Annotated in this window: 15 protein-coding genes and 1 riboswitch; of the genes, 9 read left to right on the forward strand and 6 right to left on the reverse strand. The window is 73.0% G+C overall.

What is annotated here, in order from left to right:
• Window positions 1-111 precede the first annotated feature (111 nt).
• Window positions 112-516, reverse strand: coding sequence for a hypothetical protein (locus tag ASG96_RS03150; protein ID WP_056759759.1), 405 nt, complete (start codon window positions 514-516; stop codon window positions 112-114).
• 111 nt (window positions 517-627) lie between these two features.
• Here ASG96_RS03150 and pdxH point away from each other — a divergent pair, with 111 nt between their 5' ends.
• On the forward strand, window positions 628-1,344 hold the full coding sequence (pdxH, locus tag ASG96_RS03155; RefSeq protein ID WP_057586535.1) for a pyridoxamine 5'-phosphate oxidase: 717 nt from the start codon (window positions 628-630) through the stop codon (window positions 1,342-1,344).
• A 245-nt stretch (window positions 1,345-1,589) separates the two neighbouring features.
• Here pdxH and ASG96_RS03160 read toward each other — a convergent pair whose 3' ends face one another.
• Complete coding sequence (locus tag ASG96_RS03160; RefSeq protein WP_057586536.1) at window positions 1,590-1,892, reverse strand: hypothetical protein; 303 nt, start codon at window positions 1,890-1,892, stop codon at window positions 1,590-1,592.
• Window positions 1,889-3,061, reverse strand: coding sequence for a hypothetical protein (locus ASG96_RS03165; RefSeq protein WP_057586539.1), 1,173 nt, complete (start codon window positions 3,059-3,061; stop codon window positions 1,889-1,891). Before ASG96_RS03165 ends, ASG96_RS03160 begins: the two co-directional genes overlap by 4 nt.
• A 3-nt stretch (window positions 3,062-3,064) precedes the next feature.
• Between ASG96_RS03165 and ASG96_RS03170 the strand changes: the two genes are divergently transcribed.
• From ASG96_RS03170 to ASG96_RS03190, 5 genes are all read left to right on the forward strand, one after another.
• The gene (locus ASG96_RS03170; RefSeq protein ID WP_057586541.1) at window positions 3,065-3,403 is read left to right on the forward strand and encodes a hypothetical protein; all 339 of its coding nucleotides are present in this window, start codon (window positions 3,065-3,067) and stop codon (window positions 3,401-3,403) included.
• A gap of 78 nt (window positions 3,404-3,481) precedes the next feature.
• Window positions 3,482-4,747, forward strand: coding sequence for an MFS transporter (locus ASG96_RS03175; RefSeq protein ID WP_056759750.1), 1,266 nt, complete (start codon window positions 3,482-3,484; stop codon window positions 4,745-4,747).
• A gap of 29 nt (window positions 4,748-4,776) precedes the next feature.
• Window positions 4,777-5,472, forward strand: a complete 696-nt coding sequence (locus tag ASG96_RS03180; RefSeq protein WP_056760267.1) for a metal-dependent transcriptional regulator — start codon at window positions 4,777-4,779, stop codon at window positions 5,470-5,472.
• A gap of 207 nt (window positions 5,473-5,679) precedes the next feature.
• Window positions 5,680-5,855, forward strand: a riboswitch (cyclic di-AMP (ydaO/yuaA leader).
• Window positions 5,856-5,857: 2 nt separating this feature from the next.
• Window positions 5,858-6,634, forward strand: a complete 777-nt coding sequence (locus ASG96_RS03185) for a C40 family peptidase (protein ID WP_056759748.1) — start codon at window positions 5,858-5,860, stop codon at window positions 6,632-6,634.
• Between the two features lie 96 nt (window positions 6,635-6,730).
• The gene (locus ASG96_RS03190; RefSeq protein WP_056759746.1) at window positions 6,731-7,414 is read left to right on the forward strand and encodes a DsbA family protein; all 684 of its coding nucleotides are present in this window, start codon (window positions 6,731-6,733) and stop codon (window positions 7,412-7,414) included.
• 47 nt (window positions 7,415-7,461) lie between these two features.
• On the opposite strand, the gene ASG96_RS03195 is transcribed toward ASG96_RS03190, so the two are convergent.
• On the reverse strand, window positions 7,462-8,073 hold the full coding sequence (locus tag ASG96_RS03195; protein ID WP_056759744.1) for a hypothetical protein: 612 nt from the start codon (window positions 8,071-8,073) through the stop codon (window positions 7,462-7,464).
• Window positions 8,074-8,562: 489 nt separating this feature from the next.
• Here ASG96_RS03195 and ASG96_RS03200 point away from each other — a divergent pair, with 489 nt between their 5' ends.
• Complete coding sequence (locus tag ASG96_RS03200; protein ID WP_057586543.1) at window positions 8,563-10,332, forward strand: sigma-70 family RNA polymerase sigma factor; 1,770 nt, start codon at window positions 8,563-8,565, stop codon at window positions 10,330-10,332.
• On the opposite strand, the gene ASG96_RS03205 is transcribed toward ASG96_RS03200, so the two are convergent.
• Window positions 10,317-10,781 carry an STAS domain-containing protein gene (locus tag ASG96_RS03205; protein WP_057586545.1) on the reverse strand — a complete coding sequence of 155 codons (465 nt, stop codon included), beginning with the start codon at window positions 10,779-10,781 and terminating at the stop codon, window positions 10,317-10,319. The genes ASG96_RS03200 and ASG96_RS03205 overlap by 16 nt on opposite strands.
• Window positions 10,778-12,988, reverse strand: coding sequence for an MASE1 domain-containing protein (locus ASG96_RS03210; protein WP_235506785.1), 2,211 nt, complete (start codon window positions 12,986-12,988; stop codon window positions 10,778-10,780). Before ASG96_RS03210 ends, ASG96_RS03205 begins: the two co-directional genes overlap by 4 nt.
• 879 nt (window positions 12,989-13,867) lie before the next feature.
• Here ASG96_RS03210 and ASG96_RS03220 point away from each other — a divergent pair.
• Window positions 13,868-14,113 carry a hypothetical protein gene (locus tag ASG96_RS03220; RefSeq protein WP_056759738.1) on the forward strand — a complete coding sequence of 82 codons (246 nt, stop codon included), beginning with the start codon at window positions 13,868-13,870 and terminating at the stop codon, window positions 14,111-14,113.
• Window positions 14,114-14,370: 257 nt separating this feature from the next.
• Window positions 14,371-14,553 carry a hypothetical protein gene (locus ASG96_RS03225; protein ID WP_056759737.1) on the forward strand — a complete coding sequence of 61 codons (183 nt, stop codon included), beginning with the start codon at window positions 14,371-14,373 and terminating at the stop codon, window positions 14,551-14,553.
• Window positions 14,554-14,558 lie beyond the last annotated feature (5 nt).

A 14,558-nucleotide genomic window follows, 5' to 3' on the forward strand; every position in this document is an offset into this window, starting at 1 on the left:
ATGGGGTGCAACAGTGACGTAGCGAGTGGGCCTGGTCACCCGGCGGGCGGTGGGGGTCTGACGGCTACGTCACTGCTGCGTGGGGTGCAGCAGTGACGTAGGGCGCGGTGGTCAGTTGATCTGGTTGGGCTTGGCCCGGCGCAGGGCCGCGGTGGCGGCGTCCTTGGCGCGGTCGGTGGCCTTGACCTTGTCGTCGGGGCGGATCCGCTTCGTCAGGTCGGCGCGCTCGACGAGGGCCGGGAGCAGCATGTCGGTCTCGGGGTGCACGCCGACCGCCTCGTCGCCGCTGAAGACGACCCAGTGGGCGGCGTCGCCCTTGTAGACCTTGAGGATGCTGCCGTCGGCGAGCGACTTGGCGTGCGCCATCGCCTGGCGCCGGGCGCGTTCGCTCGAGATCGCCTTGTTGGCCGCCTCCTTGGCGGGCTCGCGCAGAGCCTGCGTGGCCACCCAGATCTGGGGGCCGTACTTGATGCCGAGCTTGACGGTCTGGGTGACGAGCTTGCCCTTGCCTGCCATCGTTGGTGACTCCTCACAGCGCCCCGGGCGGCCGGGGCTGTCGCCGGGCCCGCGCGCGCCGTGGCCTGACGTCCGCGCGGACCTTCTCGGGTCAACCCTAGTGTGGGGGTCATGGACAGCTCACCCCGCCAGCCGGCCCGGGAGGGCCTCGCCGCAGTGCCTCGCGTCGACTACTCCGGCGAAGGCCTCGTCGAGTCCGACGTGGCCGCGTCGCCCTACCTGCAGGCCAAGGCCTGGGTCGATGCCGCTCTCACCGCAGCCGACGACCGCGACGACGTGCCCGAGCCGACCGCCATCTCGGTGGCCACCGTCGATGCGACGGGCACCCCCGACGTGCGCACCGTCCTCATGCGCTTCTTCGACGAGCGGGGTCCGGGCTTCGTCACCAACCTCGGCTCGGCCAAGAGCGAGCACCTCCGGAGCAACCCTCGCGTCGCGGCCGCCCTCACGTGGCCGGCCATCTACCGGGCGATCCGCTTCCGCGGCACCGCCGAGCTCGTCGGCCGCGACGAGGTCGAGGCCTACTTCGACTCCCGGCCCTACGGCTCGCGCCTGTCGGCCTGGGCGTCCGACCAGTCGCGCCCGGCGGCCGACCGGGCCGAGCTCGAGCGCAGATGGCAGGAGGTGCTGGAGCGCTTCCCCGACACGGGCAGCGACCACGACGTGCCGGTGCCGGACTTCTGGGGCGGGTGGCGCATCGTGTGCGACGAGGTCGAGTTCTGGGCGGGGCGGCGCAACCGCCTGCACGACCGGATCGTCTTCCGCCGCACGGGTGACGGCGACCTCGCCGACCCCGACTCGTGGACGCGACTGCGCCTCCAGCCCTGACCCTCTCCCGGCCGGCCCACCGCCCCGAAAGCTGCGTTCGACTGCTGGGTGGACCCGTCCGGTGAGGGACACGGAACAGGGCAGCCCGACGTGTCGGACTGCCCTGCTTCATCCCTGGGTGTGGATGGGGACGCGGCTATCGCGTGGCCACCTCACACGCTCCGGAAGAAATCACTTCTCGGATCACCTCCCTTCGGTTTCGATGTCACGACCGTACGTCGGGCCCCGAGCGGCGGCAAGACCTTTTACACCGACGGCTTGTCGGGGTCCTGCGGCCCGTCCGGAGCCGGCTCGGTGGGCAGCGGGTCGCTCGTCGTCTCGTCCGCCGGCCCGGTGTCGGCGCCCTCGTCCGCGACCTCGCCCGCGACCTCGTCCCTCGCGCTGCCACGGACCTTCCCGGACGATCGCCGTCGCGTGATGCGGCCGAGGGCGACGATCACCGCCACGATCGCCAGGACGACGAGCGCGACGACGAGCATCGGACCCCAGGCGTTCTCGGGCGGCGCAGCGGCGTCGGCCGGTGCGGCCATGAGCACGCCCGGTGTCACGGACCCACCTCGGGCTCCGGGGCGACCGCGGCGGTCGCCTCGGGCCGCAGGTCGGCGCCACGCGACCCGCCGCCGGCCGGCGGCAGCGGCGTGGGCGGGGTCGGCGGCGTCCCGGAGCCGGCGCTGTCGCGACGCGGACCGGCACTGCCGGCCGGCGCGGACAGGCTCCGCGCCCCGACGAGCAGGGCCAGCAGCACCGGGAGCTCGAGGTAGGCGTGGTAGCTCGCCAGGGCGGCATACAACGCCTTGCCCTGGGCGAAGTCGAGGCCGAAGAGGACGGCGAAGAGCGCGGCCGCCACGAAGCCCGCGGCCCACAGCCGGGGTCCGGTCACCCACGGCACGCGCGCCTCGAAGGCCGCCGACGCGTCCGGCGCGACGCGGGGCAGCAGGGCGACCCACACGACGTAGTGCATCGTCTGCATGAACGCGAAGACGGTGAGGAAGCGCATCCCGAGCACCGTCGCCGAGGCGCTCGGTGGGGAGCTCGCCGCCAGGACCGTCTGCCCGTCACCGACGACGCTGCGCACGATCCCGGGGTCGGCGCTCAGCGACCCGTCGAGCAGCCCGAGCAGGATCACGGCCGGGATCGCGACGACCCACAGCAGCTGGACGGCGCGGAACGCCCGGCGTCCGCGGCGGGAGGTGATGCGACGCGACCACTCCCAGAGGAAGAAGAGGGGCACGACGTTGTGGAGGTGGGTCAGGACGACGAAGTAGTACGTCGGGAAGCTCAGCGAGACGGCCGCCGCGGCTCCGATGACGGCCCACGCCGCGACGCGTCGCCGGCCGTCCAACCCGTGGCGGGCGGCGGCCGCGAGGATGGCGTAGCCGAGGACGATCTCGGCGAGCTGTGCGGGTCGCCCGATGACTCCCGCGAGGAGCCGGCAGACCACGATGCCGCTGATGAGCGCGAGGAGCAGCTCGAGGAACGGCCGGCCGAGGAGACCCGAGAAGCGGCCCATGACGTAGCGGATCTCGAGGAGGTTGTGCAGGATGCCGAAGAGGATGAGGCCGATGACGGCGGTCGCGATGGGCGCCCCGAGCGCGATCGCGAGCGAGAGGCCGACGGCTGTCAGCACGAGGAGCGTGATGGTGCCGGAGCGATGCACGGCCACGGACGGGGCGGGCGTGTCGGACACCGAGCCACCCGGCCGGGTCTCGGCGGTCACGAGGTGAGCCTCCCGGCCCTACAGGCCCTCGTGCTGACGTTCGCCGTCGAAGTGCCGGTGCTCGTCGCGTTCGCACGGGCCGCGGGCTGGGCCGGTTGGGGCCGCGCGCTCGTCGGCGCGGTCGGCGTCAACGTCGTGACACACCCCGTGCTGTATGCCGTGTCGACCGGCTTCGGGTCGCCGTGGCAGCTCGCGGGGGCGGAGGTCGTCGTCGCCGTCGTGGAGACGGCGCTGCTCTGCTGGTGGTGGCGCGTGAGGGGTCGCGAGGACGCGGTGACGCTGGCACTCGCGGTCATCGCCGCCAACGCCGCCTCCACCGCCCTCGGTCTGCTCGTCCTCTGAGTCCTGGCCACGCCCCAATGCTTTCGTCGGCTGGTCGGCCCGGCCACCCGAGTAACCCGATCGTTAGGGTCCTGTGGCGTGACCGAGATTCGGGGGGACGGTGCGCAGGGGCGCCGGGGCAGCCTGCGCGCCATCGCCCTGTCGGCATACGGGCCGACGCTTCTCGGTTCGACGGGGGCCGGCGCCGTGTCGCCGATCATCGCCGTCTCGGCGCGCGAGCTCGGCGCCTCGGTCGGGGTGGCCGCGCTCCTCGTCGCGATGCTGGGCGTCGGCCAGCTGCTCGGCGACCTGCCGTCGGGTGCGCTCGCGGCGCGCATCGGTGAGCGGCGGGCGCTGCTCGTCGCCGCCGTCATCGAGGCAGTCGGCATGCTCGTGGCGGCGCTCGCGGGCGGTCTCGTCATGCTCTTCGCCGGCGTGCTCGTCATCGGCCTCGCCGGCTCCCTCTTCGGCCTGGCCCGGCAGGCCTACCTCACGGAGGCCGTGCCGGTGGCGATGCGTGCGCGGGCGCTGTCGACGCTCGGCGGCGTGCACCGGATCGGCTACTTCGTCGGGCCCTTCATCGGTTCGCTCGTCATCGTGCGGTGGGGCACGGAGGCGGCGTATGCCGTCGGCGCGGTCGCGAGCCTCGCCGCGTTCGTCCTCGTCCTCCTCGCCCCGGACATCACCGGGTCGGCGCACCGGGTAGCCGGCGGCGGCCCGCCCCGCAGCGTGGCCTCGGTGCTCCTCCAGCACCGGCACGTGCTCCTGACGCTCGGCACCGGGGCGATGTGCGTGGCTGGTGCGCGTGCCATCCGCGAGGCCCTCGTCCCGCTGTGGGCCGAGTCGGTCGGCTTCACCCCGGCGCAGACGTCACTCGTCTTCGGCGTCGCCGGCGCGCTCGACATGGCGCTCTTCTACCCGTCGGGCTGGCTCATGGACCGCCACGGCCGAGTCGCGGCAGCCGTGCCGAGCATGCTCGTGCTCGGCCTCGGGATGATGCTGCTGCCGCTCGCGACGAGCCTCGTCGCGGTGACGGCCGCGGCCGCGGTGCTCGGCCTCGGCAACGGTCTCGGCGCGGGGCTCATCATGACCCTGGGAGCCGACGCGTCGCCCTCGGACGGACGGGCGCAGTTCCTCGGCGGCTGGCGCCTCTGCGCGGACGTGGGAAGGGCGGCGGGCCCTCTGGCGTTGTCAGGGCTGAGCGCCATCATGTCGCTCGGCGCCTCCGCCGTCGTGCTCGGCGTGGGGGCCGTCGTCGGGGCGGGCTGGCTGCGCATCTGGGTGCCGCGGCACGACCCGACCCGGGGCCCGAGGACCGGCCCCACGACCGGGCCCGCGACAGGACCGGCCACGAGCGGTCCCTGACCGCTCTCCGACTCTGAGAAGGTATGACCGTGACGGACCTGATCGACACCACCGAGATGTACCTGCGCACCATCTTCGAGCTCGAGGAGGAGGGCATCGTTCCCCTCCGCGCGCGCATCGCCGAGCGTCTCGGCCACTCGGGCCCCACCGTGTCGCAGACCGTCGCCCGCATGGAGCGTGACGGTCTCGTCGCCGTCTCGGGCGACCGGCACCTCGAGCTGTCCGACCACGGCCGGCTGCTCGCGACCCGGGTCATGCGCAAGCACCGCCTCGCCGAGCGGCTCCTCGTCGACGTCATCGGCCTCGAGTGGGAGTACGCCCACGACGAGGCGTGCCGGTGGGAGCACGTCATGTCCGAGAAGGTGGAGCGCAAGATCCTCGGGCTCATCGGCGAGGGCCTCGAGTCGCCCTACGGCAACCCGATCCCCGGTCTCGAGGAGCTCGGGGTGCGTCAGGACGAGGACTTCCTGACGGGCCTCAGCACGCTGACCGCCGCCGTCGGCGACGCCCCGGCCGTGGTGACGATCCGCCGCATCGGCGAGCCCGTGCAGGTCGACCCCGAGGCGCTCGCGCTGCTGACGAGCGCCGGTGTCGTGCCCGGGGCGCGTGTCGAGGTCGTCCGTGACGGTGGCCGGGTCCTGGCCGTCCGCGAGGGCAGCGAGCCGTCCACCGGCGTGTCCCTGCCCGACGACGTCGCCGTCCACGTCTTCTGCCAGGCGGCCTGAACACGCCGTGTCCGGCAGGGTTTGCCCCGGTCTGCGGGGTCGTTTTGGCATGCCTTGCCACACCTCGTCCGAGCCCTTCCTGGCGTCGCTGAAATTTCTTTGACTTCCGGGAACTCGAAGGTGACAAGGCCCATGGACTTGGGTACGGTGGGCGAACTTGCTCTCCCCGTCGAGTGAGTGCCCCGGGTCGGACCGCCTAGTCCTGCCATCGACCTGAGGCTCAGTACGAACCGCACGGCAGGAGCGGGGGAACCACTTTCTCCGGGCGTCGAGAGACGCCCTCGGGGTGAAGCCCTCCGTGGACCGAACCTGGTCCGAGCGAAGGCCGGGCAGTACCTCCAGCCCGAACCCGACAGCTCACCTCGTAGGCGTCGAGAGGTCAAACGTGGCTCAGAACGTTCCCGGGCGCCACCGCGCCCCCGGTCGCTTCAACGCGATCTCGGAGCTCAAGACGATCGCCAAGGAGTCGGCCCAGCCCGCCGTGAAGGGTGCCGCCATCGTCGCGGCCTCCGGTGGTCTCGTCGCCTCGTTCGCCGGCACGGCGAACGCCGCTGACGGTACGAGCAGCGCCGCCGCCGGCCCTGCGGCCGTCGGCCCGGCCGTCGGCACCCTCAAGGCCGGCAACGCCCTGTCGGCGATCGGCTACGCCAAGCCCGCCCTCAAGCAGGCCACGGTCAAGCCCGTCGTCATCGAGGACGTCAAGGTCAAGGCGGAGCGTGCCGAGAAGAAGGCCGCCGCGAAGGCTGCCGCCGAGCGGGAGGCCGCACAGGAGCGCGCGTCGCGCTCCGGCTCGACCACGCGCGCTGCCCTCAACGTCGCGCCCAACCCCAGCGCCACCGGCATCGTCGGCATCGCCCAGTCGTTCTTCGGCGTGCCCTACGTCTACGGCGGCACGACGCCCTCCGGCTTCGACTGCTCGGGCTTCACGTCCTACGTCTACCGCCAGGCTGGCATCTCGATCCCGCGCACCGCCTCGGCCCAGGCCGCGGCCTCGACGCCGGTCAGCAACCCGCGCCCCGGCGATCTCGTCTTCTTCGGCTCGCCGATCTACCACGTGGGCATCTACGTCAGCCCAGGCCGCATGATCGACGCCCAGCGTCCCGGCACCGTGATCGGCAACCACTCGATCTGGACCCAGCCGTCGATGTACGGCCGCATCTGAGCGGTCACCTCTCGCGCCTCACGTTGCGCCCCCACCGGATCCGGTGGGGGCGCAACGCTTTTCCGGCCTCGACGGCGTCCGTGGTTGACTGAGTCGATGACCGATCAGCCTGCCGCCGAGTCCACGACCCTCATCGAGCTCGACCTCTGGAGCGACCTGGTCTGCCCCTACTCCTGGGTCGCCAAGCGGCGGGTCGAGGCCGCCGTGGCAGCCTTCGAGCGCCCGCACGACGTCACGGTGCGACTGCGCTCCTTCGAGCTCGACCCGGACGTTCCGGTGGGTGGCGCGGTGCCCGTCAGCGAGCACCTGTCGGTGCGGCACGGCGGCGACGCCGGTGCCGGCCGGCTGATGAACGCCAGGGCGAGCGAGGTGGCCGAGGCCGATGACCTCGTCTTCGACTGGGACCGTGCCGTGCGCGCCAACACCTTCGACGCCCACCGGCTCTGCGCCCTCGCCGGCGAGATGGGTGGCCCCGCGCTACGCTCCGCGGCGGTCGAGCGCTTCCACTCGGCCCACTTCGGCGAGGGCCTCGCCATCGACGACCACGAGGTGCTGCAGCGGCTCGCCGCCGAGTGCGGCCTCGACGAGCGCCGCGTGTCGGCCGTTCTCGCGTCGGACGAGTACGCCGAGCAGGTGCGTGCCGACGAGCAGCAGGCGCGCTCCATGGGCGTCACGTCGACGCCCTTCGTCGTCGCCAACGGCTATGCCGCCGTGACCGGTGCCCACCCGGTCGAGGACTACCTCGCACTCATGCGCGGGGTCGCTACCCAGACCGTCTGACGGGTCCGGGGGACTCGCGGAGGCGGCCGGACGGCATACGCCCCCGGTCAGGAGGGGTGGTCAGCGGCCGGACGGCCGAAGGTCACCGCCTCGTCGACGGCCGGTGGCGCCTCGGCGCGCAGCTGCTGGTCGGGGAGCGGGCCGAGGGCGTCGTTTACCGTCGAGAAGGCACGGCGCAGCGCGACGAAGACGGTGACCGCGAAGATCTGGCGGTCGTCGAAGCCGGCCGCCCGCAACGGCTCGAGGTCGGCCGGCGTGGTGGCGTTGGGGTTGCCTGCGACGGTCCGGGCCCACGCCGCGAGGGCCGCGTCGGCGGCGTCGAGCCCGTCGTCGTCGCCGCGGAGCACGGCCCCGGCGACCTCCTGCCCGGCCGCGGTGGCGAGGCGGCCGCCCCACGCGAGGGCGCAGTACGAGTCGCCGATGGTCGAGGCGGTCGCGGAGATGAGGATGCCGCGCTGACGGAAGGTCAGACCGGCGACGGAGACCATGTCGGCGAGCAGGCGGAACAGCGTGTCGTGGGCGGCGGGGGACTGGGCCCAGACGCGGCTGAGGTTCATGACGTAGCCGTGGTCGGCGACGTCGCTCGCGAAGTAGGCCTCGACGTCCGGCGTCGCGGTCGGCTCGGTCAGGAAGCCGTGGCTCGGGTGGGTGGCCGTCATGTGCTGCTCCCGGGAAGCGGGTCGTGGAACCTCCATCGTCGCACGCGGGGCCGGGCCGGATCAGGCTCGTGGACAAGGGGTCCGGGCTCTGGTGGGTGCTCCCGTCCCCTCCTCGGGAGCACCCACCACGCGGTGGAAGGCGGCCACGTCGCGGCCGTCCGTGATGCGCTCCCGCCATGGCCCCCACTGCTGGCTCGAACGTTCGGCCGAGATGACCGGCGCGGCGCATCACCAAGGAAGACGCCGCGGCGCGCCGAGTGTGTCGCAAACGCACGCAAATCACCCACTCCGGTTCCCACCCTGTACATCCGTGGGCATGTCGCGCCATGATTCGGGACCTCGCACGTCTCCTGGGGGGAGGATGCGTGAGGTGCGTTGCTGACGTGCCGACGGGTCGGGGACGGGACCCGGCGCCCGGTCACGCACCCGATGGAGTGACGGTCGAGGCAGCCGACGAGCGGTCGGCGTACGGGTGGGGGACGAAAGAGCGTGGAGCGGGCGCACGGCGAGCACGACGGGGTGACGGGCGAGCCCCTGGCGGGGACCGGCGAGGGCGGACGCGTCGACGGAGTCGAGAGCGACGCGGCGCTCGTCGACCGCGTGCGCGCGGGCGACGACACCGCCTACTCCGAGCTCTGGTCGCGTCACGAACCGGCGGCCCGACGGCTTGCCGCGCGGGTGGCCGCACCGAGCGACGTCGACGACCTCGTCAGCGAGAGCTTCACCCGCACCCTCGACGCCCTCCGCGGTGGCGGCGGCCCCGACACGGCCTTCCGGCCCTACCTGCTGAGCACGCTGCGCCGGGCCAACATCGACGTCGCGCGGCGCTACACGAACCGGGTCGTGCTCACCGACGACGAGACGACCATCGACACCCGCACCGCCGCCTCGGCGGAGGACGAGGCCGTCGACGCGGAGGAGCGCGACGCCGTGTGGGCCGCCTGGCGCTCGCTGCCCGACGAGTCCCGGTCGCTGCTCTGGCGTCTGGTCGTGCACGAGGAGAAGCCGCACCAGATCGCTCCCGGCCTGGGCACGACCCCCAACGGCGTGGCGAGCCGGAGCAAGCGCGCGCGTGAGCGGCTGCGCCAGACGTTCCTGTCAGAGCTCGTCGCGAACGCGGGTGAGCCGGACTGCCGCGAGGTGCGCCGCCAGCTCGGTGGCTACGTGCGCGACTCCCTGCCCGTCAGGGCCCGCGAGCGCGTCGACGACCACCTCGACCGGTGCGCCCGGTGCCGCGCGGCCGTGCTCGATGTCGTCGACGTCGACGCGGCGATCCGGCTGCGCGTCGCGCCGGTGCTGCTGCCCGGCGCCTTCGCCGCGGCCTCCGGAGTGGGCGCTGCCGGTGCCGTGGGGGCTGCGGGTGGCGCGGTCGCGGGTGCCACGGCCGCGGGCGGTCCAGGCGCCGGAGCAGCGGCTACGGGCGCGGGGGCCACGGTCCCGGTCGCGGTGGGAGTGGCCTCGATCATGGACGGCGTCGACGACCGTGAATGGTTCGCAGCCGATGTGGGCGGTGCCGGTCCCGGCGGCGGTGCGGGCGGTGTGGCCGGTCGGGTGCTCTCGGTGTCGGGTCGCTCGGCGGCCGCGGTGGTCGTCGCGGCTGCGCTCGTCGTTGCGGCAGCCCTCTTCCTGCTCCAGCTCGACCCGACGGGGCGCGTCTCGGCGGACGCCCCAGTGGGCCGCGACTCCTCGAGGGGAGCCGTGGACGGCACCGAGTCGTCCTACCCGGCCGAGACGTCCGCCTCCTCGGTGCCCACGTCGTCCGGGCCTCGACCCGTCATCGGCGTCGCGACGGCGGAGGGCGTCTCCCGCTTCCAGTCGTCGGGCGGGCGTGCGGGGAGCGCCGACCGGCAGATCCGGACGACGTCGAGCTTCCGCGCGACGAGCCCCACCTCGACCGCGGGCCCGACGTCGAGCCGACCGGCGACGAGCTCGACCGGCCCGTCGGCGCCGGTCGCCCCGCCTCCTGCCCCGAAGGGCACGGTGACGACCCTGACGTTCCGGCCGAGCGACCGTGGGTACCTCGCCCACCTCGAGGCACCGGCCGGGTGGCTCATCACGTCGGTGCGCGACGAGCACGGCGCCAAGGTCGTCGAGCACGTGAGCCGGCCCACGTCGCAGTTCGACGGCCGGCTGCGCGCGGGTGAGCTCGTCGTCGAGGTCACCCGGGAGGAGCCTGGTCGGACCGGGACGCTCGTGGCGCTCTTCACCGACCGCTCGGGCTCGCCCCTGCCCGGGTCCGGGAGCTATCCGTTGCGGTGACCGTCCGCGGTGTCCGTCCCGTCCGCGTCGGGCTCCGCCGCGTCTGCGATCGGTGGGGGCTCGGTCGAGGCGGGCACGCCGTCGTGCGGGAGGGCGGCATACGCCATCGGGTCGCTCGGCTCGGGGGCGCTCTCGTCGACGGGGATTACCTGGCTCAACCGGGTCAGCTCGATCACGGCGCGGATGGGTGAGCCGTCGGGGACGACGAGGCGCAGGTCCTGGCGGCGGTCGCGCAGACGCTGGGAGAGGCGGAAGAACGCGGCGATGGCGGCGCTGTCGAGGTAGGTGGTGGCGCTGAGGTCGACGACGACGTGCGTGACGCCGGTCGGGACGGCGTGGCCCAGGGCGTCCGTGAGCTCGCGGGCGTTGGAGAGGTCGAGCTCACCGCTGATGCGGACGAGCTGGGTGGTGCCGGTGCGGCGCGTGTCGACGCGGGCGAGGTCGCTCATCCCTCGCCTCCCATCTGGACGCGACGGCGGAGGCGGACGTCGGTGCCGCCGGTGGTGTGCTCGACGTCGACGTCGTCCATGAGGGCGTCCATGAGCTGCAGCCCCCACCCACCCCCACGGTCCGCGGCGGGACGCCAGTGGCCGTGGTCGCGGACGCGGACCTCGAGCCGGTCGTCGTCGAGCCGGGCCTCGACGACGAGCTCGCCGGACGAGGTCTGACCGCTGTAGGCGTGCTGGACGACGTTGGCACAGGCCTCGCCGCAGGCGACGAGGACCTCGTTGACGTCGTGGTCCGAGACGGCGGACTCCTTGAGCCAGCGGCGCAGGGCGCTGCGGACCTGCACGAGGTTGCGGGCCTCCGCGGGCAGGCGCACGTCGAGCTCGCCGTCGACGGAGATCGCGGGCCGCATGACGAGGATCGCGACGTCGTCCTCGATGTGGTCCTCGTCGAGGAAGGTGTCGAGGAGCCGGTCGCAGAGGGCCTCGATGTCGTCGACGGGTGCGGCGGAGGCCTCGCGGTCGAGGCGGTCGAGCCCGGCGGTCAGCGACACGCCGCGTCGCTCGACGAGGCCGTCGGTGTAGAGCAGGAGCGTCGCGCCCGGGGCCAGGACCTGGCTGGCCTCGGTGAACGAGCCGTCGACGGTGACGCCGACCGGAGGGGAGAGCGCGCCCTCGAGGTAGGCGCCATGGCCGTCGGTGAACGTGAGCGCAGGCGGGTGGCCGGCGTTCGTCCAGCGCAGGCGGCGCGTGGCCGGGTCGTAGACGAGGTAGATCAGCGTGACCATCTCGGGGACCGGGAGCTGGGCGACGAGCTGGTGGACGCCGCGCATGACGGCGGGCGGCGACGGGTCCTGGAGGGCGTACGCGCGCAGGGCCATCCGCACCTGGACCATCGTCGCGGCAGCCGTGAGTCCGTGTCCCGCGACGTCGCCGATGGCGAGCCCGATGAGGCCGTCGGGGAGCTGGACGACGTCGTACCAGTCGCCGCCGACCTGCACGTCGGCCGTCGCGGGCACGTAGCGCGCGGCGAGCGCGACGCCCGGCACGTCGGGGAGGCGGTCGGGCAGCAGGCTGCGCTGGAGGGTCTCGGCGATCTGGTGCTCCCGCTGCGCCCGGGCCTCCTCGTGGCTCAGCTGCTCCTGGGCCTCGGAGCGCTCCTGGATCTCCTGGACGAGACGGGTGTTGGCCGCGGAGAGCTGGGCGGTGCGCTGCTCGACGCGACGCTCGAGCTCGGAGGCGGCTGCCGAGAGGGCGGCGGCGGTCTGCATGCGCTCGCTGACGAGCGCGGAGAGGAAGAAGGAGGTGAGGGCGACGCACGCGTTGAAGGCCTGGAGCGTCACCATCTGCTCGAGCAGCGTCCTGCCCTCGAAGGGCCCGACCTGCTCGGCGGCCGCCCACGTCGCGACGAGCGAGGCGATGAGGGCCGCCGGGGCCGCGCCCCGGAGCTGGAGGCGCCACGCGGCCCAGCCGAGGACCGGCAGGGTGAGGAAGATGATGTGCGGGCCGGTGGTCGCGACGCTCGCGACGACGAGCGTCGCCACGACGATGATCGTCACGGCCTCGACCCACCGCCGCAACGGCCAGCGGCGCTGCTCCCAGAAGAGGGGCAGGCACAGCAGGAACGGCGCGACGGCGAGGACGCCCATCGCGTCACCGGTCCACCAGACCGCCCATGCCGCCGGGAGCTCCGCTGTCGTGATGGAGCCCGAGGCGACGAGCGTGACCGCGCCGATCGTCGCGCTGACGAGCATGCTCGCGAGGGCACCGAGGAAGACGATCGCGATCGCGTCGCGCTGCCGGTCGAGCTCGCGACGGAACCCGACGCGCCGGAGCAGGGTCACGGCGACGACGGGCGCCAGCGTGTTGCCGACGGCCGTCACGACCGCCGCCAACGGGTTGGCGCTGATCGGCAGGTTCACCGCGAGTGCCGCGACCGCCACGGCCGGCCAGTAGGACCGTCCGAAGACGATCAGTGCCGCGACGGCGACACCGGTCGGCGGCCAGAGCGGCGTGACGTCGTTGCCCACGAGCGAGAGGCGCAGGCCCAACCGGGCACCGAGGTAGTAGGCGACGGCGATCGCGGCGAGACGGGCGATCCGGCGGGCAGGGGATATGACCGCTTCGTCCCGAGCCGGTGGGTCGAACGGGCCGGCGGCGGGCAGGGGAGCAGGGCCCGAGGTCCCCACCGCCCCCACGCCTGTCGTCATCGTCGGGAGCAGCCCAGCCGCCCATGCCCCGCCATGGCAGTGACTCTAGGAGCAGGGAGTGTCGCGTGACGAGCCTTTCGTGCAGGGCAGTGTGCAGCCACCGGTCAACGACGCGTTCCGGTAGTCGCAGGTGGCTTGGTGAGCGGTTGTGACCCGGTGGGGGGGCGATCAGGCGCGGTGAGGCGCGGTGAGGCGCGCGGTGGGGCGCGCGGTGAGGCGCGCGGTGGGGCGCGACCGTGGCGCGGGGGCCGAACCCCTCGAAGCCAAGCGATGGACCCGACGACGCTGCCGAGGACCAAGGTGACGAGCCACTGGTCCCGGGTGAAGGCCGCACAGCGGGCCCGTCGTGGACGTCGCGGCGTTCGCCGACGGACGCCGGATGTCCAGGCGGAGTCAGTGACCCATCGTGAGTCGTCGAGGACGACGACGACGGGCGTCACCGATCTGCGCGGCGATGGTCAGGTCCGGTCTGAATGACGAGGCCAGGCGACGGTCGTCAGCGATGTAGAAACCCTCACCTCTGGACCTGGCGACGAGCACGAGGGCGTCGTCGATCCGGATGGCGGCTCGCCATTGGCCACCCAGGTGGTACACCTTCCCGATGGAGACTTCCTCGGTCGGCATCAGCGGGTCTTCGTGGCGGCTGGCGTTGGACATGTTGTTCTCTCTCACGGCGTGAGCCGGGCGGCTGATCGGTTGCTGAGGCCAAGAGAGAGCTGCGAGCTCCTCTTGTGGGACCTCGAACCCGACCCCGCGTTCCTGTCAGGGCGGGTAACGGATCCGAAGTCGCCTCGTTGGAAGTACTCTATCAGGGATCTATGGGTGTGTTATGCGAGTGCTACTCGGCGGCATAGCAACACCCGTGCTACGTTGCGTCCCATGGCGCGCCCCTATGGAGACCCGGTAGAGATCGTGACTGCACCCATTCCGGCGCAGTCCCCGTTCATCCCCATCGACGCGAAGATCGTCGTCGGAGCGGTCGCCCCGGCGTCGCCGGAGCCGATCCCGCTGGTACTCCTTCCAGGTTTCGAGTACCGGCTCCGCGAGTGGCGGCACCCGGAGACCCACGAGGTCCACTGGCTGTTCGAGCGGAGAAAGTCCGCCCAGCAGGGCGACGACGAGTAACAGTCCCCACCGAACCTGGATGCGTCCAGACCCCGCCCGGCCCGAGCCGCACGCACGTCCGAGAGGCCCGGGGACAGGCGGCCTATAGCTGCGTGCGTGGCCGAGGGTGTCCCGGTCAAGCGTCGTGAACCCGCCGCAGATGGTCCGCACATGGTGCGCCCAGGGCTTGTGGTCGCGCAGACATCTGAGCCGTGGGGCTGGAGCGACCGGCGCCTGCTCAGCGGCAACACGATCGGCTCGGTCGTCGCGGGGAAGCGATGCGTGACCGGTGGGAGCTGGCGACCCCGGCCGCCCGGGCCCGCGGCGATCAGGACAACCGGCTGCAGCACCACCGCTGGGTAGTGGTCACCGAGCGGCGCAAACGACACACCGTCGCCAACGTCGCGACCGCCCGGGAGTCGGCTGGCTGGTGCTGGTCGCCGGCGGTCATGGACGCCTGACCACC

Origin of the sequence: Terrabacter sp. Soil810, from assembly GCF_001429645.1 — a bacterium.
Classification (GTDB): Bacteria; Actinomycetota; Actinomycetes; order Actinomycetales; family Dermatophilaceae; genus Terrabacter.